Origin of the sequence: Streptomyces sp. NPDC002580 (assembly GCF_042889485.1) — a bacterium.
In the GTDB taxonomy this organism is placed as follows: domain Bacteria; phylum Actinomycetota; class Actinomycetes; order Streptomycetales; family Streptomycetaceae; genus Streptomyces.
In genome coordinates this window covers 1,004,859-1,023,944 of the sequence record NZ_JBIAQZ010000002.1, presented here as the reverse complement: position 1 = coordinate 1,023,944, position 19,086 = coordinate 1,004,859, and the positions used below count along the sequence as shown (strand labels likewise).

The following is a 19,086-nucleotide window of genomic DNA, read 5'->3' as shown; positions in this document are numbered from 1 at the left end:
CGTTCTCCCCGTCGACCTCCACCACCGCGCCCCGCGGCGCCCGCAGCGCCGTGTGCAGCACCGCCCGGTCCTCGGTCGTGTTGATCTTCTCGCCCCGGAACATCGCGTCCCGCAGCCCGAACACGTCGGTGGCGACGGCGAGTTCCTGGAGCAGGGCCAGGGTCTCGTCGGTGATCAGATGCTTGGAGTAGTCGATCCGCAGGTCACCGACGCGGACGACATAGCGCTCGGCGCGAGCGGGGTCGGCGGCGAACAGCTCGCGCAGCCGCGGGTGGAGCAACGCGGTCGCGCGGTGGTCCTCCAGGGCCACCCACTCCGGGCGCCGGGTGGGCTTGGGGGAGTCAGACATGTCGGGGGGTCTCCTTGGTTACCTCGCCCCGCAGGGCGATGGCGTACATCTCGTCCGCGTCGAGGCGGCGCAGTTCCTCGGCGATCAGCTCGGAGGTGGGGCGCACCTTCAGCGCGAGGGTCCGGGAGGGCTGCCCGGGCAGGGTCAGGGTGGCCAGCGGGCCTTCGGGGCGGTCGATCACGATCTCGCCGTTCGCGGTGCCGAGCCGGACGGCCGTCACCACGGGGCCCGCGGTCACGACGCGTTCGGTCCTGACCTTCAGGCGGGCCTCCAGCCAGCGGGCCAGCAGCTCGGCGCTCGGGTTGTGCGCCTCGCTCTCGACGGTCGCCGAGATCACCTTCGTACGGGCCTGGTCGAGGGCCGCCGCCAGCATCGAGCGCCACGGGGTCAGCCGGGTCCAGGCCAGGTCGGTGTCGCCCGGCGCGTACGAGGCGGCGCGGGCGTCGAGGGCCTCGAGAGGGCCCTCGACGGCGTACATGTCGGTGATCCGGCGCTGCGCGAGGGCGCCCAGCGGGTCCTTGACCGGGTTGTCGGGCGCGTCCACCGGCCACCAGACGACGACCGGGGCGTCCGGCAGGAGCAGCGGCAGGACCACCGAGTCGGCGTGGTCGGAGACCTCGCCGTAGGTCCGCAGGATGACCGTCTCGCCGGTTCCCGCGTCGCTCCCGACGCGCACCTCCGCGTCCAGACGGGAGTTGGTGCGGTCGCGCGGGGTGCGGGCGACGCGCTTGATCACGACGAGGGTGCGCGAGGGGTGCTCGCGGGAGGCGTCCTCGGCCGCCTTCATCGCGTCGTACGCGTTCTCCTCGTCGGTGACGATGACCATCGTCAGAACCATGCCCACGGCGGGGGTGCCGATGGCCCGGCGCCCCCGTACGAGCGCCTTGTTGATCTTGCTTGCCGTGGTGTCGGTCAGGTCGATCTTCATGGCCTGCGCCAGCTCCGTCCGTCTCTTGCGAGCATCTCGTCGGCTTCCTTCGGGCCCCAACTGCCCGAGGGGTACTGCGCGGGCGTGCCGTGCGCGTCCCAGTACCCCTCGATCGGGTCGAGGATCTTCCACGACTCTTCCACCTCCTGGTGACGGGGGAAGAGATTGGCGTCGCCGAGCAGGACATCCAGGATCAGCCGCTCGTACGCCTCCGGGCTGGACTCGGTGAACGACTCGCCGTACGCGAAGTCCATGGTGACGTCCCGGATCTCCATCGACGTACCCGGCACCTTCGATCCGAAGCGCACCGTCATGCCCTCGTCGGGCTGGACCCGGATGACGATCGCGTTCGCGCCGAGTTCCTCGGTGACCGTGGAACCGAACGGGGAGTGCGGAGCGCGCTGGAAGACCACCGCGATCTCCGTCACCCGTCGCCCGAGGCGCTTGCCGGTCCGGAGGTAGAAGGGGACGCCCGCCCAACGGCGGTTGTCCACCTGGAGCTTGACGGCCGCGTAGGTGTCGGTCGTCGAGCCGGGATCGATGCCCTCCTCCTGGAGGTAGCCGCGCACGTGCTCGCCGCCCTGCCAGCTCGCCGCGTACTGGCCGCGCACCGTGTGCTCGCCCAGGTCCTCCGGCAGCCGCACCGCCCTGAGCACCTTGAGCTTCTCGGCCAGCAGCGACCCGGCGTCGAAGGAGGCCGGCTCCTCCATTGCGGTCAGCGCCATCAGCTGGAGGAGATGATTCTGGATCACGTCCCGGGCGGAGCCGATGCCGTCGTAGTAACCGGCCCGGCCGCCGATCCCGATGTCCTCGGCCATCGTGATCTGGACGTGGTCGACGTACGACCGGTTCCAGACGGGCTCGTACATCTGGTTGGCGAAGCGGAGCGCCAGGATGTTCTGGACGGTCTCCTTGCCCAGATAGTGGTCGATCCGGAACACCTGGTCCGGGTCGAACACATCGTGCACGATCCTGTTCAGCTCGCGCGCGCTCGCCAGGTCGTGGCCGAACGGCTTCTCGATGACCGCGCGCCGCCAGGAACCCTCCGGAGCGTCCGCCAGCCCGTGCTTCTTGAGCTGCTCGACCACCTTCGGGAAGAACTTCGGCGGCACCGAGAGGTAGAACGCGTAGTTCCCGCAGGTACCCCGGGAGGCGTCCAACTCCTCCACGGCCGAACGCAGTTGCTTGAAGGCCGCGTCGTCGTCGAAGTCGCCCGGGATGAACCGCATGCCCTCGGCGAGCTGCTGCCAGACCTCCTCGCGGAACTCGGTGCGCGCGTGCTCGCGGACCGAGTCGTGCACCACCTGCGCGAAGTCCTGGTGCTCCCAGTCACGGCGGGCGAACCCGAGGAGCGAGAAGCCCGGCGGCAGCAGACCCCGGTTGGCGAGGTCGTACACCGCCGGCATCAGCTTCTTGCGGGACAGGTCGCCGGTGACGCCGAAGATGACGAGACCGGAGGGGCCCGCGATCCGGGGGAGCCGACGGTCGCGCGGGTCGCGCAGCGGATTGTCCCGGTCGACGGCGGGGACGCCGAGAGCCTCGGCGCTCAGGCCGCCCGCTTCCACGGCCGGGTCACCGGGTCCCTGCGGCGCGGCGGGCGCACCCTGCGGACCGTCGTCGGAAAGTGCCTCACCCTTCGTCATGCCCCCTCGACCCCCTTGCCGCGGAGCGAGGTCGCCACCGCGGCGAGAAGGTCCTCCCAGGCGGCCTCGAACTTCGAGACGCCCTCGTCCTCCAGCAGACCCACGACCTCGTCGTAGGAGATCCCGAGCGCCCCGACCGCGGCCAGGTCGGCGCGAGCCCGGTCGTAGCCGCCGGTCACCGCGTCGCCGTGGATGTCTCCGTGGTCGGCGGTGGCGTTGAGCGTTCCCTCGGGCATGGTGTTGACGGTGCCCGGCGCGACCAGTTCGTCGACGTACAGGGTGTCCTTGTAGGCCGGGTCCTTGACGCCCGTGGAGGCCCACAGCGGACGCTGCCTGTGGGCGCCGGACGGGGCGAGGGCCGTCCAGCGGGCGCCGCCGAAGACCTCCTCGTAGGCCTCGTAGGCGAGTCGCGCGTTGGCGAGCGCCGCCCGGCCCTTGAGCCCGAGGGCCTCGTCCGTGCCGACCTTCTCGAGCCGCTTGTCGATCTCGCTGTCGACCCGGGAGACGAAGAAGGAGGCGACGGAGTGGATGCCGGCGAGGTCGATGCCCGCGGCCCGCGCCCGCTCCAGGCCCGCCAGGTAGGCGTCCATGACCTCGCGGTAGCGCTCCAGGGAGAAGATCAGCGTGACGTTGACGCTGATGCCGAGCCCGATGACCTCGGTGATCGCCGGGAGACCGGCCTTCGTCGCCGGGATCTTGATCATCACGTTCGGGCGGTCGACCAGCCAGGACAGCTGCCTGGCCTCGGTGATCGTCGCCGCGGTGTCGTGGGCCAGCCGGGGGTCGACCTCGATGGAGACCCGGCCGTCGCGGCCGCCGGTCGCCTCGTACACCGGACGCAGGACGTCGGCGGCGGCGCGCACGTCCGCGGTCGTCATCATGCGGACGGCCTCGTCGACCGTCACCCCGCGCACGGCGAGGTCGGCCAGCTGCTCCTCGTAACCCTCGCCGGAGCCGATGGCGGCCTGGAAGATGGACGGGTTGGTGGTGACGCCCACCACGTGGCGGGTGGCGACGAGTTCGGCCAGGTTGCCGGACTCGATCCGCCTGCGGGAGAGGTCGTCGAGCCAGATGGAGACGCCCTCGCGCGAGAGGCGCTCAAGAGGTACCGCGGTCGCGGTTGCTTCGGTCACAGTGATCATCTTCCTTCGTGCGGGCGGATCAGCCGCGCAGGGCGGCGGTGGAAGTCGTGGAGTCGAGCGCGGCCCGCGCGGCGGCGGCGACGTTCTCCGCGGTGAAGCCGAACTCGGCGAACAGCGTCCCGGCGTCGGCGGAGGCGCCGAAGTGCTCCAGCGAGACCACGCGTCCCGTGTCACCGACGTACCGGTACCAGGTCAGACCGATCCCGGCCTCGACCGCCACGCGGGCCCGCACGGACGGCGGAAGGACGCTCGCCCGGTACTCGGGGGTCTGCTCCTCGAACCACTCGACGGACGGCATCGACACCACGCGGGTGCCCACGCCCTCGGCCTCCAGCAGTTCGCGCGCCCCGACGGCGAGCCGCACCTCGGAGCCGGTCGCGATGAGGACGACGTCCGGGGTGCCGGTGGAGGAGTCCCGCAGGACGTAGCCACCGCGCGCGGCCTCGGGGTCGGCCGGGTAGGTCGGCACCTCCTGCCGGGTGAGGGCCAGACCGTGCGGGGCCGGGTGCGTGGAGTGGCGCCGGAGGATCTCGGCCCAGACGATCGCCGTCTCGTTCGCGTCGGCCGGACGGACCACGTTCAGACCGGGGATCGCGCGCAGCGAGGCGAGGTGTTCGACCGGCTGGTGGGTGGGGCCGTCCTCGCCGAGACCGATCGAGTCGTGCGTCCAGACGTACGTCACCGGGAGCTGCATCAGCGCGGAGAGCCGTACGGCGCCCCGCATGTAGTCGGAGAACACGAGGAAGGTGCCGCCGTGGACACGGGTGTTGCCGTGCAGCACGACGCCGTTCATCTCGGCGGCCATCGCGTGCTCGCGGATGCCGAAGTGGATCGTGCGGCCGTACGGGTCGGCCTCCGGCAGGGGGTTGCCCCTCGGCAGGAACGAGGACGACCCGTCGATGGTCGTGTTGTTCGAGCCGGCCAGGTCGGCGGAGCCGCCCCACAGTTCGGGGACGACCGCGCCGAGCGCCTGGAGGACCTTGCCGGAGGCGGCGCGGGTGGCCAGGGACGTGCCCTCCTCGAACACCGGCAGGGCGGTCTCCCAGCCCTCCGGCAGCCGTCCCGCGACGACCCGGTCGAAGAGCGCGGCGCGCTCGGGTTCGGCGGTGCGCCACGCGCCGATCCGCTTGTCCCAGGCGGCGTGCGCCTCGGCACCCCGGTCGAGCGCCCCCCGGGTGTGGACCAGGACCTCCTCGTCGACCTGGAACGTCCGCTCCGGGTCGAAGCCCAGGATCCGCTTGGTGGCGGCGACCTCCTCGGCGCCGAGCGCCGAGCCGTGCGAGGCCTCGGTGTTCCGCGCGTTGGGAGCGGGCCAGGCGATGATCGTGCGCATGGCGATGAGGGAGGGGCGCCCGGTCTCGGCCCGCGCCGCCGTGAGCGCTGTGTACAGGGCGTGGACGTCGATGTCGCCGTCGGTCGAGGGTTCGATCCGCTGCACGTGCCAGCCGTACGCCTCGTAGCGCGCCGGCACGTCCTCGGAGAAGGCCGTCGCCGTGTCGCCCTCGATGGAGATGTGGTTGTCGTCGTAGAGGAAGACCAGGTTGCCGAGCTTCTGGTGGCCGGCGAGCGAGGAGGCCTCGGCGAAGACGCCTTCCTGGAGGTCGCCGTCGGAGACGATCGCCCAGACGGTGTGGTCGAAGGGGGACTCCCCCTCGGGGGCCTCGGGATCGAACAGGCCGCGTTCGTAGCGGGCGGCCATCGCCATGCCGACCGCGGTGGCGGCGCCCTGCCCGAGCGGACCGGTCGTCGTCTCCACGCCCGCGGTGTGTCCGTACTCCGGATGGCCGGGCGTCTTGGACCCGTGGGTGCGGAACGCCTTGAGATCGTCGAGGCCGAGTTCGTATCCCGACAGGAAGAGCTGGGTGTAGAGCGTCAGCGAGGTGTGGCCGGGGGAGAGGACGAAGCGGTCGCGGCCGGTCCACTCCGGGTCGGCCGGATCGTGACGCATCACCTTCTGAAAGAGCGTGTACGCGGCCGGGGCCAGGCTCATCGCGGTCCCGGGGTGCCCGTTGCCGACCTGCTGCACGGCGTCGGCGGCCAGGACACGGGCGGTGTCGACGGCGCGGCGGTCCAGTCCGGTCCAGGTGAACCCGTCGGAGCCCTGCGTACTCATCTTCAAGAAGTCCTCACTGAATGGGCGATCCCTGGTGTCGTGACTTCAAAAGTAAAAGTCAGACTTTTGCCGGGGAAGGTGCCCGTGTGTCAGCCTTCGGTGAAAGTGGGACACGCAAGGGCGTGGCGAGCCGACGCGAGAAGGACATGGCAGACAGAACCACTCAAGGCGGTACCGGGAGTGAGGACGGCCCGGACGGCATCAGGACCTTCCCGTTCCCGGCCGATCTGAGCCTGTCCGGGGTGGGCATGCAGGTCGGCGCGATGGGGACCGGGCGCATCTGGCACGCGGACGCCCCGCTGGAACGCGTGCACCGCATCGACTTCCACGTCGTGATGCTCTTCCACGAGGGCCCGGTCCGGCACATGGTCGACTTCGCCGAGTACGAGGCGGCGGCGGGCGACATCCTGTGGATCAGGCCCGGCCAGGTGCACCGCTTCTCCAGCACCGACCGCTACCAGGGCACCGTCCTGACCATGCAGCCCGGCTTCCTGCCCCGCGCGACCGTGGAGGCGACCGGCCTCTACCGCTACGACCTGCCCCCGCTGCTGCGCCCCGACCCCGCCCGGCTGGCCGCCCTGGAGCACTCGCTCACCCAGTTGGAGCGCGAGTACGTCGACACGACCACGCTGCCGCTCAGTCTGCACACCTCGGTGCTGCGGCACTCGCTCACCGCGTTCCTGCTGCGCCTCGCCCATCTCGCGGCGAGCTCCGCGGAGACGGCCCGCGAGCACACGGACACCACCTTCACCCGCTTCCGGGACGCGGTCGAGAGGGACTTCGCCGTCAACCACAGCGTCAGCGCCTACGCCGACACCCTCGGCTACTCGCGCCGCACCCTGGTCCGGGCGGTGCGCGCCGCCACCGGCGAGACGCCCAAGGGGTTCATCGACAAGCGGGTCGCCCTGGAGGCCAAGCGGCTCCTCGCCCACACGGACCTGCCGATCGGGCGCGTCGGAGTGGCCGTCGGCTTCCCGGACGCGGCCAACTTCTCCAAGTTCTTCCACCAGCACACGGGGGCGACCCCGGTGGCCTTCCGCGCCGAACTGCGCTGAGCGGGACGGACCGTGTGGTCCGCCCCGCTCAGCCGGCCGTGCGGCGGCCGTCCGTCACCGGCGTCCGAAGCGGACTTCGGAGCGGCCGTGGAACAGATGGCTCTCCGTCGGTTCACCTGCCGGTGACGGTCGGTGGCCTCTGGTGGGTCAGTGGCCGAAGTCGAACCAGTTGACGTTCACGAAGTCCGCGGGCTGGCCGCTGGTGAACGTGAGGTACACGTCATGGGTTCCGGTGACGGAGCTCATGTTGGCGGGCACGGTCCTCCAGGACTGCCAGCCACCGGTGTTGCCCAGCGCGAAGCTGCCGACCGGTGTGCTCGTACGGCTGTCGAGGCGCACCTCGACCAGACCGCTGACGCTGCCCCCGGCACCGCTCGCGACCCGGCCGTAGAACTGCTTGGCCGCCGTGGAGCCGAAGTTGACACCCTTGTAGACCGCGTAGTCGCCGTTCGCGATCGAGCTGATGTTCTGGCCGCCGCCGGTGTCCGTGGTGGTCTCGGTGCCGACGCCCGTCTGGCTGTCGTACGACTCGGCCTGGATGGCGCTGTACGCGTCACGGTTGCCGGTGGGCGGCGGGGTGGTGCCGCCTCCGCCGCTGCCCGACTGGAGCACCTGCACGTAGTCCACGACCATCGGGTGGCCGGGCTGGGTGTCACCGTCGAGTCCGCCGCCGAACGCGTCCGGGAAGCCGCCGCCCATCGCCACGTTGAGGATGACGAAGTAACCGTGTCTGGTGGCGTTGGCCCAGGTCGTCGCGTCCACCTGGTTCGCGTTCACCGTGTGGTAGTTGACGCCGTCGACGTAGAACCGGATCGCCTCCACGCTGCCCGAGCGGTCCCACTCCATGCTGTAGGTGTGGAAGCCCGACTGGCAGGTCGTGTTGGGACACGCGACGGAGTTGCCGATGCCGGTGGTCTCGTTGCACGGACCGCCGGGGTTGCTGCCGCAGTGCACCGTGGCCCAGACCTTGTTCAGCCCCTGGACGTTCTCCATGATGTCCAACTCGCCGACGGACGGCCAGTTCTGGTAGTTGCCGCGGTACGGCGCGCCCAGGGCCCAGAACGCGGGCCAGTACCCCTCGGCGGCGGTGCCGGTGACGTTGGGCATCTGGATGCGGGCCTCGACGCGCAGCTTGCCGCCGGACGGCGGCTGGAAGTCGGTCCGCGTGGTCTCGATCCGGCCCGAGGTCCAGCGGCCGGCGGAGTCGCGCAGCGGGGTGATGCGCAGGTTGCCGCTGCCGTCGAGCGAGACGTTGTTCGTGCTCGACGTCATCGTCTCGACCTCGCCGGTGCCCCAGTTGGCGGCGCCGCCCGGATAACTGGTGCCCGTGTCGTACTGCCAGTTGGCGGTGTTGACCCCGGTTCCGGCGGCTCCGTTGAAGTCGTCGAGGAAGACCTGGGACCAGCCGGTGGGGGGTGTGGGGGCGGAGGCGTTCGCGGGGAGGGTGGCCGCCGTTGCGGCGGCCGCCGCCAGGCTGATCGTGCTGAACACGGCGATGAGCACGCGTCGCAGTGAGCCGCGTCTGACGGGTGTGCCGGAAGTTTCACTCATGGGGTGTGCCTCTTCGGGTACGGGATGTGGGGTGCGCGGGTGACCGTGAGAGCGCTCCCATGGCCATTGAGAGCGCTCTCACAGCAGTTGCGCGGCCAATGTGCTCTCTGCCACTCCCGTCGTCAAGAGGTGAAGCCGAGAAAGTCCTTTCGTGGCAAGGGAGTTCACGCCGTGAAAGAAGCGGGTGAACAGGAGGGGCGGGCCCGGCGCGTGCGCCGGTACCCGCCCCTCGGCCGGACCGTCACGGAGCGCTCCCCGCCTTCCGGCCCGCCCACGACAGGTTCCAGCCGTTGAGTCCGTTCGACGCTTCGACGGTCCGCTCGCCCGAGTTCTCGACGACCACCACGTCACCGGGCCTCGAGCTCTCGTGGAACCGTGCGCCCGGGACCGAGTCGTCGCCCGCGTCCTTCGCGTCGTGCGGCCCGATGCGGCCGTGGCTGGTGTCGGCACCGCCGAACACCGAGGTCGCGGCCCCGTAGTTGCCGTGGATGAAGGTGCCCGAGGTGGTCAGGCGCTGAGCGTGCGGCACGTCCGCGATGTCGTACTCGTCGCCGAGCCCGACCGTCGAGGACTCCGTCCGGGTCGTCCGGAGCCGCTCGCTGATCACCATGATCCCGGACCAGGTGGTGTGGTCGGCGTCGCCACCGGTGACGGGGTACCGGGCGAGCGTCGCGCCGTCCCGCTCGACGGTCGTCGTCCGCCCCGCCAGGTCGACCGTGCTCACCTGGCGGCGTCCGATGGGGAAGGTGACGTCCTTGGAGTGGACGCCGTACGCGCCGTCCGCGCCCTCGGCGTCCCGCAGTCGCAGGCTCGGCGTGATCTGCGTGCCCGCCGCCCGGTACTCCGCGGGCCGGAAGTCCAGCCGGGTGTCCCCGAACCAGTGACCCACCACCTCCACCGCGGGCTCCGCCGTCACCGTGACGGCCTTCTCGACCGCCGTCCGGTCCGCCACGGCCTTCGTGAAGTTGATCGGCACGGGCATGCCGACCCAGGAGGTCGCATTCACCTCGGGCGTGAAATAGCCCGCGAAGGTCCCGCCGGGCGACTTCGTCACGAACCTCGCGGTGTACTCCGCGCCGCCCTCGGCTCCGGCCGTGACCGTGTATTCGGTACCCGAGTACGGATTCCGGCGGAGGCCCATTTCGTACGCCCGTCGTCGAAGGAACCGGCCAGAGTGGAACCTTCGTTGGCGGACACCCCGACGCTCGACAGCGTGCCGTCCTTCACCGAGACCTGGACCGGACTCGTGAAAGCCGCCTTCCTCGCGCCGTCGGCGGGAGTGACCGTGAAAGCCGGCGTCCTCACCTGGGCTTTCGTCCCGGTCCCGGCTTTCGCGCCGCCGCTCGCCAGCGCGTCCGCCGACTCGGCCGCGTCCGCCGGGTCACCGCATCCGCTCAGCGCGAGGGCGGGTACGGCGGCTCCGAGGACGGCGAGGATTCCGCGCCGTGACCAGGCGGGACGCCCCGGCCGGTGCCGCGCCCGCCCCGAGGTCCCCGGTGCGGGACCGGGCCGGTTCGATATCTCAGGGACGTCCACGAAACGCCTTTCCTCGGTTTTTCGCTCAACCACTGCGGACGCATCCTGGGCGACTTTCCTGGGTTGATTCTTTGAATCCGGCGGCTCCAACCTGAGATTCCTCTGAAGGCACCCGAGGAGACGGCCGAATTCCACGGTTGCCGGGTCGTCCTGGATTGTGAACAGAGTATGAAGGGCCGGCCGGACCCCCTGAATCTTCCGTGAGATCTCCCGTCCCGGAGTCCCTTTCGGCGCGTCCGGCCGGCGCTTCGATCAAAGAGTTCCGCTTGTCGGTTCCGCAGCAGACACCGCCGGAGGTATCCGTGAATCCAGCCCGTGGGCGGCACACCGTGGCCATCGTCGGAGCGGGTGCGGCGGGGACGCTCACCGCCGTGCACCTGTGCGAGACGGCGGCCCGTCGCCGGACGGCCCTCGACGTGGTCCTCGTCGACCCGGCCCCGGAAGCCGGACGGGGCACCGCGTACGCCACCCCCGATCCCCGGCACCGGCTCAACGTGCCGGCCGGCGGCATGAGCTGCTACCCGGACGACCCCGGCCACTTCACCCGCTGGCTGTGCCGGCACGGCGAACCCGACGTCAGGGAAACCGACTTCGCCACCCGCTACCGCTACGGCGCCTACCTCGCCGACACCCTGGCCCGGGCGATCGTCCACGCCCACGGAACCGTCGCCGTGCACCGGCTGCGGACCCGGGCGGAAGGCTGCGCCCGCGCCTTAGACGGGCGGCTGGAGCTCCGACTCGCCGACGGGGGGAGCCTGTCGGCCGACAGCGCGGTCCTCGCCACCGGACCCGCGGCCACGACCGGTGACTGGGCCCCGCCGGGACTCCGTGCCTCCGAACGGTTCGTCCGGTCCCCGTGGGCGCCCGGCGCCCTCGACGGACCGCTCGCCGATCCGGCCGCCGGCGCGGACGACGGCCCGCCCGGCGACGTCCTGCTGGTGGGGACCGGTCTCACCGCGGTCGACCTCGCCCTCGGTCTCGACCGGCCGGGACGCACCGTGCACGCCCTCTCCCGCACCGGCCTGCTCCCGCAGCCCCACGCGCTGAGCCCCGCCGCGGAGATGGCCGCGCCCGAAGGACTCGACGTGCCGACGCTCGCCGCGCTGCGCCGGACCGTCTACCGTCACATCGGCCGCGCCGTGCGCGTCCACGGCGACTGGCGGCCCGCGCTCGACAGCCTGCGACCGCACACCGCCCGCCTGTGGCGCAGCCTCACCCCCACCGAGCGTGCCGCGTTCCTGGAGCGCGAGGGCGCGCTCTGGAACACCCACCGCCACCGGATGGCGCCGACGACCGCCGAGTCGGTGGCCCGTGCCCGTACCGCCCGGCGGTTGCGCGTGCACACCGGCAGGATCACCGGTGCCGTCCCGCGGCCGGACGGCACCGTGCTGGTCACGTTCTCCAACGGCCTTCACATCAGCGTCGGTTGGGTGATCGACTGCACGGGTCCCGGACCCCGCCCCGAAGACCCCCTGTGGCGTTCGCTGTTCGACACGGGCGCCGCCGTGCCCGGCCCGCTCGGCCTCGGTGTCGCGACCCGGGACGGCAGGCTCCTGGACGCCGAAGGCCGCTGCGGGCCACCGGTGTTCACCCTCGGCGCCCCGCGCCGCGGCGAACTGTGGGAGACGACCGCCGTTCCCGAGATCCGGGTCCAGGCCGCCGACCTGGCGGCGGAGCTGCTCGCACCCCTGACCCCACGACCCCGGACCGCGCGACGCCGTCCGGCCGACGCGCACGGGCTTCCGCTGTCCACCCACGCGGACGCGGCCGCCGCCCACCGCACCGGCCTGGAGCGGGTCCTCAAGGTCAGGGCCGGCGCCGAGGCCTCCTTCGCGCGTGCCGTCGCCCTCGACCCCGGCTTCGCGCTCGGGCACGCCGCGCTCGCTCTGCTCGGCCACGAATGCGGCGCCGACGTCGACGTGCCGAGGGCGCTGGCCGACGCGCGACGCTGCGCGCGGGAACGGGCGGACGAACGCGAGCGCTCCTTCGTGGACGTGGTGACCCGGCGGGTGCGCGGCGACTCCCCGGACGGTGGCGCGGGGGCCCTGCTCGGGCACCTCGCCACGCACCCCGCCGACGCGCTGGCGCTCGCCGCCGCCGTGCCCACCATCGCCTTCTCCGGCATCAACGACCTCGACCCGGCCTACGCGTTGGGCCTCGTCGAACGGGCCGCGCCCGCCTACGACGGCCACTGGTTCCCGGTCTCGCTCCTCGCCTTCCTGCGCCAGGAACAGGGCCGGTACGACGAGGCGACCGCCCTGGCCCGGGACGCGCTGGCCGCCGAACCGGCCTCCGGACACGCCGTGCACGCGCTCGCCCACGTCCACTACGAGTCGGGAGCCCACGCGGCCGGCCGTGACTGGCTGGACGCCTGGGTGTCGGGGCACGGACGCGGCGCCGTCCACCGGGCACACTTCTCCTGGCACATCGCCCTGCACGAACTGGCCCTGGACGATCCCGCCGCCGTCCGCAGGCGCTGGTTCGCGCAGCTCGCGCCGGGGCGGGTGACCGGCGTACGGGCCCTGGTCGACTCGGGATCACTGCTGTGGCGGGCCCGGCTCAGCGACAGCTGGCGGGGGCGCGTACCGGCGGCGGACGTCCTCGACAGCGTGGCCCGCGAGATCGTGGAACGGCCGGCGACCGCCTTCACCGCGCTGCACGCGGCGGTCGCCCTCACCGCCGCCGGCGACCTCGCGGCGCTCCGCCGGCTCCGTGATCACGCGGCGGGCGCCGACCCCGTGCAGCGCGAGGTCGTCGTCCCCCTCTGCGAGGCCTTCGCGGCCCTCGTCGAGGAGCGCTTCCACGAGGCGGCCCGGGGCCTGGATGCGCTCCTCCCGGTCCTCGGCCGGGTGGGCGGCAGCGCGGCCCAACGCGAGGTGGTCGAGGAGACCCTGCTGTACGCCCTGGTCGCGGCGGGCAGCTGCGAAGCGGCCCGCCGTCTCCTGGACACCCGCCTCGACCGCGGCCACGCACCCCGCGATCGCCGCCTGATGGCGCAGCTGACCGGGTGAGGGCCGTCCCGCCGATCGCGGTGCCGGGACCCGCGGTGCCGGGACCCGTGGTGCCGGGACTCCCGCGTGATCGGCCGGGTGTGTTCCGGGGCCTGCCCGGTCGGGCAGGCCCCGGCCGGGCGCGTCCCTCGGACGGTTCAGACGCCGGCCGGCCAGCGACGCTCGGCCGGCGCCTCGCTCACGCCGAGCCGGTCGTGCGCCCTGCGCAGCGAGGACGGGGCCCACCACGCCCACCGGCCGAGGAGCGCCATCGTCGCCGGGACGAGGAGCATGCGGACGACGGTCGCGTCGATCAGGACGGCGAGGGTGAGGCCGAGCCCGATCTGGAGGATGGGCGAGAAGCCACCGGTCATGAACGCGCCGAAGACGACGGCGAGCAGCAGGGCCGCGCAGCTGACGACCCGCCCCGACCGGCGCAGCCCGGTGACGACGGCCTCCCGGTGGTCACCGGTCCGCAGCCAGGTCTCCCGCATCCGGGCCAGGATGAACAACTCGTAGTCCATGGCGAGCCCGAAGGCGATCGCGATGATCAGCGGCGGAGCGGTCAGGCTGAGCGACCCGAGACCCTCGGCACCGAGCGCCCCGGCCAGATGCCCGTCCTGGAAGACCCAGGCCACCGCACCGAGCGCCGCGCCGAGACTGAGCAGCGTCGTCGCGATCGTCCGCAGCGGGATCAGGACCGAGCCGGTGAAGGCGAAGAGCAGGACGAGGATGCCGACGAGCACCGTGACCGCCGCCCAGGGTGCCCGGTCGGCGAGCATCGCGCGGAAGTCGACCAGCCGGGCCGCGACTCCGGTCACCTCGACGGGTTCCTCGCCGCGCACCTGGCGTACCCGCTCGACCAGGTCGGTCGCCGCCGCGCCGTCGGCGCTTCCGGAGGGCCGCAGACTCACCAGCGTGCCGCCGTCGGGCAGGACCCGCGCGTCACTCGTGGCGGTGAGGGCACGGACGCGGTCCACCGTGCCGGAGCCGGCGCCGGGGCCGACCACCACGGACACCGGGGACACCCCGGTACCGGGCGGGAAGTGGGCGCCCAGCGTGTCGTACAGCCGCCGTGCCTCGGTGCTCGCGGGCAACTGCTTCGCGTCCCCGATGCCGATCCTCATGCCGACGGCCGGCAGCGCGAGGACGATCAGGGCCGGGACGAGGGCGACGAGGACGACGACGGGGCGACGGGTCGCGAACCGGGCCAGGCGGGCGAAGAGGCGCCCCTCGACGGCGGGGCCGTCCCCGTTGCCCCCGGCGTTCACCCGGGCCGGTGCGATCCGGGCCCCGAAGCGGGTCAGCAGGGCGGGCAGCAGGGTGAGCGCCGCGAGCATGTCGACGACGACCACGGCGGCCACCGCGAGACCCATGCTGCGCAGGAACGGACTCGGGAAGACCAGCAGCCCGGTGAGGCTGACGGCGACGGTGAGCCCGGAGAACAGGACGGTGCGTCCGGCCCCGGCCACCGTGCGGTGCACGGCCTCGACCACGTCGTCGGTGCGGCGCCTCTCCTCGCGGAAGCGGACCACCATCAACAGGGCGTAGTCGATGGCGAGTCCGAGCCCCAGCATGGTGGTGATCTGGATCGCGTACACCGAGATGTCGGTGACCCGGCTGAAGGCGAACAGCGCGAGGAACGCGCCCGCCACTCCACTGATCGCGATCACCAGCGGCAGAGCGGCGGCCCGCAGCCCGCCGAAGACGACGAGGAGCAGGGCGAGGACGACCGGCAGGGAGATCAACTCGGCCCGCTGCACGTCCTCCTGGGCCCGCTCGCCCATCTGCTGTCCGAGCAGCGGGCCGCCGCTGACGTGGGCCTCGGGCGCGTCGACGCGCTTGACGCGGTCGGCCGCGGCGTCCACGGCCCGCTCCTCGTCCTCGGACGACAGACCGCCCTTGAGGGTGACGGGAATGACGAGGGCCCTGCCGTCCTCGGACGTGAGGCCGCGGGTGGTGTAGGGGTCGGGTACCTCGGCGATGCCCGAGACGGTACGCAGGTCCGCGACCGCCCGTTCGACCTGGGCCCGCAGCCCGGGGTCCGACACGGAGGTGCCCGCGATGACGGCGGTGATCGACTCGCCGGTCGGGTCGACGCGGTCGAGACGGGCGGCGAGGCGGTCCGACTCGGTGCCCGGGACATCGGGCACCGAGTCGACGAGCCGGCCGAAGACGCCCGTGCCGAGGCCGAAGCCGATCAGCAGCATGAGCAGCCAGACGAGGATCACGGTGATCGGGCGGCGGGTCGCCGCCCGGGAGATCGTGGCGAGCACGGTGCGCCTCCCGGCGGTGGCTACGGGTTCCTGACAACCCGTTCAGCGTCGTGCCCGACCGGGGTCCGGCGGATCGCCTGAGGGAGCGGTTTCCGGTATCCCCCGCAGGAGTGAGACGTCCCGACGGCTCATGCGCCGGGACCGGTTCCGGGGCGCGTCCAGAGCGCGTCAGGGCTGTGTCCAAGGCCGGTTCCAGGGCTGTGTGCAGGGCCGGTTCCAGGACCTGGGCGCGGCGGCACCCGGGTGTGGGGGCGAGCAGCCCGGTGGATGCCTTGTGCCCGCCGCGTCCGAACGGACACGTCCTAGGGGGAACCCGGGGTCACGAGTCCCGTCTCGTACGCGCAGATCACCGCCTGCACCCGGTCCCGTAGGCCCAACTTGCCCAGCAGATTGCTGACATGGGTCTTGACGGTGTGTTCGCTCACGAAGAGGCTCTTGGCGATCTCCGCGTTGGACAGCCCGCGGGCGAGCAGCAGCAGGGTCTCCTCCTCGCGGGCGGTGAGGACGTCCGGCCGCCGGGGCGTGACCTCGACGGCCGCCTCGGCGAGCCGGCGCCGCACGATGTCCGCGACCAGCCTGCGGGTCACCGTCGGGGCGAGCAGCGATTCCCCGGCCGCGACCACCCGCACCGCGTGGACGAGATCGTCGCGGCGGACGTCCTTGAGCAGGAAGCCGCTCGCTCCCGCGCACAACGCCTCGTACACGTACTCGTCCAGGTCGAACGTGGTGAGCATGAGGACCTTGCAGCCCGACTCCGCGCACACCACGCGCGCCGCCTCCAGGCCGTCCATACGCGGCATACGGATGTCGAGGAGCAGGACGTCGGGCGCGTGCTCGCGCACGGCGGCCACCGCCTGGAGGCCGTCGCCCGCCTCGGCCACCACCTCGATGTCCCGCTGGGCCTCCAGGATCATGCCGAAGCCGCTGCGGACGAGTTCCTGGTCGTCGGCGACCACCACGCGGATGCTCACCCGAGGGCCGCCCGCCGGTCGGCCGCGGCCGGCAGGCGCACGGCGACCCGGAACCCGCCGTCGGGGCCGCGGCCGGTGTCGGCGCTGCCTCCGCAGGCGGCGGCCCGCTCGCGGATGCCGATCAGCCCGTGTCCGCCGGTCGGGGGTCCGAGTTCCCGACCGCCCGGCGGGCGCACCGGCCCCCGCCCGTCGTCCGTCACCGTGAGCGTCAACGCGTCCTCCGACCAGTCGAGTTCGATCCGTGCCGACGCGGCGTGCGCGTGCTTCACGGTGTTCGTGAGGGCTTCCTGCACCACCCGGTACGCCGCGACCTCGGTGTCCTGGTGCAGGGTGCGGCGCTCGCCGGTGATCCGCAGCTCGACGCGCAGCCCGGTCGACTCCGTGACCTGCGCGGCGAGTTCACCGAGCGCGCCGACACCGGGCTGCGGCACCCGCGCCGACGGACCGCACCCCGGTTCCTCCTTGAGGACGCCGAGGATGCGCCGCAACTGGGTCATCGCGTCACGTCCGCTCGTCGCGATCGCCTCGAAGGCCGCCTCGGCCCGCTCCGGATCACTGCGCACGACCACGGGTCCCGCCTCCGCCTGCACCACCATCAGGCTGACCGCGTGGGCCAGGATGTCGTGCATGTCGCGGGCGATCCGGGCCCGTTCCTGGGTCTTCGCGCGCGCGGTGTCCGAGGCGCGCTCCCGTTCCAGGCGTCGGGCCCGGTCCTCCAACTCCGCGGTGTAGGCCCGCTGTACGCGGGTCAGGACGCCGAGCGCGTACGCGCCGAGGAAGCTCGTGAGGTGGAAGGCGTACTCGAAGGGCTGGGCGTGCTCCTTGGCCGTCATCGTCAGCGAGGCGCCGACCAGCCAGGCCACCAGCATGAAGCGGCGTCGCGCGGGCGGGCAGAGAGCGGCCACCGTGTAGAGGACGACCAGGCCGCCGTAGGAGACGTTCGGCGGCGGCGCGTGGTGGACCGCCATGGCCGATGTGCAGAACGACACCGCGAGGGCGGACCGGAACGGGGCCCGGCGCCGCCACACCAGCGGCGCGGCCGTGCCCACGGCCAGCAGGAAGCCCTGCCAGGACAGCCGGTCGTCGCCCTCGTCGGGGAACATCCACTGGAGCGAGGCGGCGAACAGCACGAGCGAGGCCAGCACGCTGTCGAGCAGGTACGGACGGGTCGTGCGCAGCCGCGCGACGACCGGCCGCCAAGGGGCCGCGGCGGCGGGTGACACGGCCGCCCGCCAGCGCGCGGCGACGGGCGTGATCCGGGACGGGGCGGTCATGCGCGGCTCCTTCGGACAAGGGCCGTCCCAGTATCCCGATCCGGTAGGGCGGGCGCCTCACCGGCGAGAGGGATATCCCGTCCGGGCCGGGAGCGCCCACCCGGCGGGCTTCGTCCCGTGATCGGACCCGGGGCGCGTCAGGTGTACGGCCGTGCTCCGGTCGCCGGACGCCAGCCGAGGGCCCGGGAGATCCCACGGGCCGCCAGCCCGACCGCCGGGGCCAACACCCTTACCTGGGCGTCCGCCTGGGGCACGACGACCGACACGGCCGCCGTCACCGTCCCGTCCGTCCCGCGCACCGCCGCCGCCACCGACAGGGCGTCCTCGGTCACCTGACGGCTGCTCACCGCCACGCCGGTACGCCGGACTTCTGCCAGGGCGCGGCGCAGCCGGTCCGGATCGGTGAGGGTGAACGGTGTGAAGGCGGCCAACGGCCCCGTGCAGTAGGCGTCCTGGAACGCGGGCGGCGCGTGCGCCAGCAGTGCCAGCCCGACCCCCGTGGCGTGCAGCGGCCAGCGGGCGCCCACCTGGATGCGGACGCCGACCGAGGAACGCCCCGCTATCCACTCGGTGTAGACGACCTCGGTGCCGTCCCGGACCGCCAACTGCACGTTCTCGTGCGTCGCTTCGTACAGGTCCTCCAGGTACGGCAGCGCGATCTGCCGCAGCGCCAGGCCGCGCGGGGCCAGCGCCGCGATCTCCCACAGGCGCAGACCCACGTGGTACGCGCCGCCGGCGTCGCGCTCCAGCGCGCCCCACTCGGTGAGCGCGGCCACCAGCCGGTGGGCGGTCGTCAGCGTGAGGCCCGCCCGGCGGCCGATGTCCGTCAGGGACAGTGCCGGGTGCTCGTGGTCGAAGGCCGCCAGCACGGCCAGGAGGCGGCCGGGGGCGTCGACGCGGGCGGGCCCGCGGGGACGGTCTCCGGCGCGCTGCTCGGCTGAGATGGCGGGCCTCCCGGGTCCGGGCCCCGGGACGGGCGCGGGGCGGGTTCGGACGTACGGATCCAGGATGCCGTACGTCCGAATCCCCGGACCGGGTCGGTTCAGCCGGTACGCGTACACGGAGGTCGCGACGGCGCACGCGCCGGGCTGGACCACCTCGGCACGCAGGGTCCCGCTGTGCCGGTCCACGGGTCACCTTCTCCGGACGCGTGCGAAACCGGGCCGTACGGAACCGGACCGTGCCGGTGGGGCGCCGCGCCGAGGTGTCCGACGCGGGGTGCGGCGAATCCTCCCGAGAAGTGATGGAAGGCGACGGC

General features: G+C 72.7%; 11 protein-coding genes and 2 pseudogenes. 2 read left to right on the top strand and 11 right to left on the bottom strand.

Features of this window, described 5'->3' with window-relative positions:
* The 5 genes and pseudogenes from ACFYW7_RS10930 to tkt form a co-directional block, all read right to left on the bottom strand.
* Positions 1-349, bottom strand: a pseudogene (locus ACFYW7_RS10930) (glucose-6-phosphate isomerase); the annotation flags it as partial.
* Positions 342-1,277: a glucose-6-phosphate dehydrogenase assembly protein OpcA gene (gene opcA, locus ACFYW7_RS10925; protein WP_389500362.1), complete on the bottom strand. Its 936-nt coding sequence runs from the start codon at positions 1,275-1,277 to the stop codon at positions 342-344. The pseudogene ACFYW7_RS10930 and the gene opcA, both read right to left, overlap by 8 nt.
* A complete protein-coding gene (gene zwf, locus ACFYW7_RS10920; RefSeq protein ID WP_389500360.1) occupies positions 1,274-2,920 on the bottom strand; it encodes a glucose-6-phosphate dehydrogenase in 1,647 nt (548 codons plus the stop codon). The genes opcA and zwf overlap by 4 nt, the downstream gene beginning before the upstream one ends.
* The gene (gene tal, locus ACFYW7_RS10915) at positions 2,917-4,062 is read right to left on the bottom strand and encodes a transaldolase (RefSeq protein WP_389500358.1); all 1,146 of its coding nucleotides are present in this window, start codon (positions 4,060-4,062) and stop codon (positions 2,917-2,919) included. The genes zwf and tal overlap by 4 nt, the downstream gene beginning before the upstream one ends.
* Before the next feature lie 19 nt (positions 4,063-4,081).
* Positions 4,082-6,175, bottom strand: a complete 2,094-nt coding sequence (gene tkt, locus ACFYW7_RS10910) for a transketolase (protein WP_389500356.1) — start codon at positions 6,173-6,175, stop codon at positions 4,082-4,084.
* 146 nt (positions 6,176-6,321) lie between these two features.
* Here tkt and ACFYW7_RS10905 point away from each other — a divergent pair, with 146 nt between their 5' ends.
* Complete coding sequence (locus ACFYW7_RS10905; protein ID WP_389500354.1) at positions 6,322-7,230, top strand: helix-turn-helix domain-containing protein; 909 nt, start codon at positions 6,322-6,324, stop codon at positions 7,228-7,230.
* A 147-nt stretch (positions 7,231-7,377) separates the two neighbouring features.
* Here the strand turns inward: ACFYW7_RS10905 and ACFYW7_RS10900 are convergent, their stop codons facing one another.
* Both ACFYW7_RS10900 and ACFYW7_RS10895 read right to left on the bottom strand, forming a co-directional pair.
* A complete protein-coding gene (locus tag ACFYW7_RS10900; RefSeq protein ID WP_389500352.1) occupies positions 7,378-8,781 on the bottom strand; it encodes a glycoside hydrolase family 16 protein in 1,404 nt (467 codons plus the stop codon).
* A 241-nt stretch (positions 8,782-9,022) separates the two neighbouring features.
* Positions 9,023-10,218 (bottom strand): annotated as a pseudogene (locus ACFYW7_RS10895) (Ig-like domain-containing protein).
* A gap of 401 nt (positions 10,219-10,619) precedes the next feature.
* On the opposite strand from ACFYW7_RS10895, the gene ACFYW7_RS10890 reads away from it, so the two are divergent.
* Positions 10,620-13,328, top strand: coding sequence for an FAD/NAD(P)-binding protein (locus ACFYW7_RS10890; protein ID WP_389500350.1), 2,709 nt, complete (start codon positions 10,620-10,622; stop codon positions 13,326-13,328).
* Between the two features lie 137 nt (positions 13,329-13,465).
* Here ACFYW7_RS10890 and ACFYW7_RS10885 read toward each other — a convergent pair whose 3' ends face one another.
* The 4 genes from ACFYW7_RS10885 to ACFYW7_RS10870 form a co-directional block, all read right to left on the bottom strand.
* Positions 13,466-15,583 carry an MMPL family transporter gene (locus ACFYW7_RS10885; RefSeq protein ID WP_389500348.1) on the bottom strand — a complete coding sequence of 706 codons (2,118 nt, stop codon included), beginning with the start codon at positions 15,581-15,583 and terminating at the stop codon, positions 13,466-13,468.
* A gap of 302 nt (positions 15,584-15,885) precedes the next feature.
* Entirely contained in the window at positions 15,886-16,554 is a 669-nt protein-coding gene (locus ACFYW7_RS10880; RefSeq protein ID WP_389500346.1) for a response regulator, read from the bottom strand.
* Positions 16,551-17,828 (bottom strand): sensor histidine kinase, encoded by a 1,278-nt coding sequence (locus ACFYW7_RS10875; RefSeq protein WP_389500345.1) that lies wholly within the window; start codon positions 17,826-17,828, stop codon positions 16,551-16,553. Before ACFYW7_RS10875 ends, ACFYW7_RS10880 begins: the two co-directional genes overlap by 4 nt.
* Positions 17,829-17,965: 137 nt before the next feature.
* Positions 17,966-18,772: an IclR family transcriptional regulator gene (locus ACFYW7_RS10870; RefSeq protein ID WP_389500438.1), complete on the bottom strand. Its 807-nt coding sequence runs from the start codon at positions 18,770-18,772 to the stop codon at positions 17,966-17,968.
* Positions 18,773-19,086: the final 314 nt, after the last annotated feature.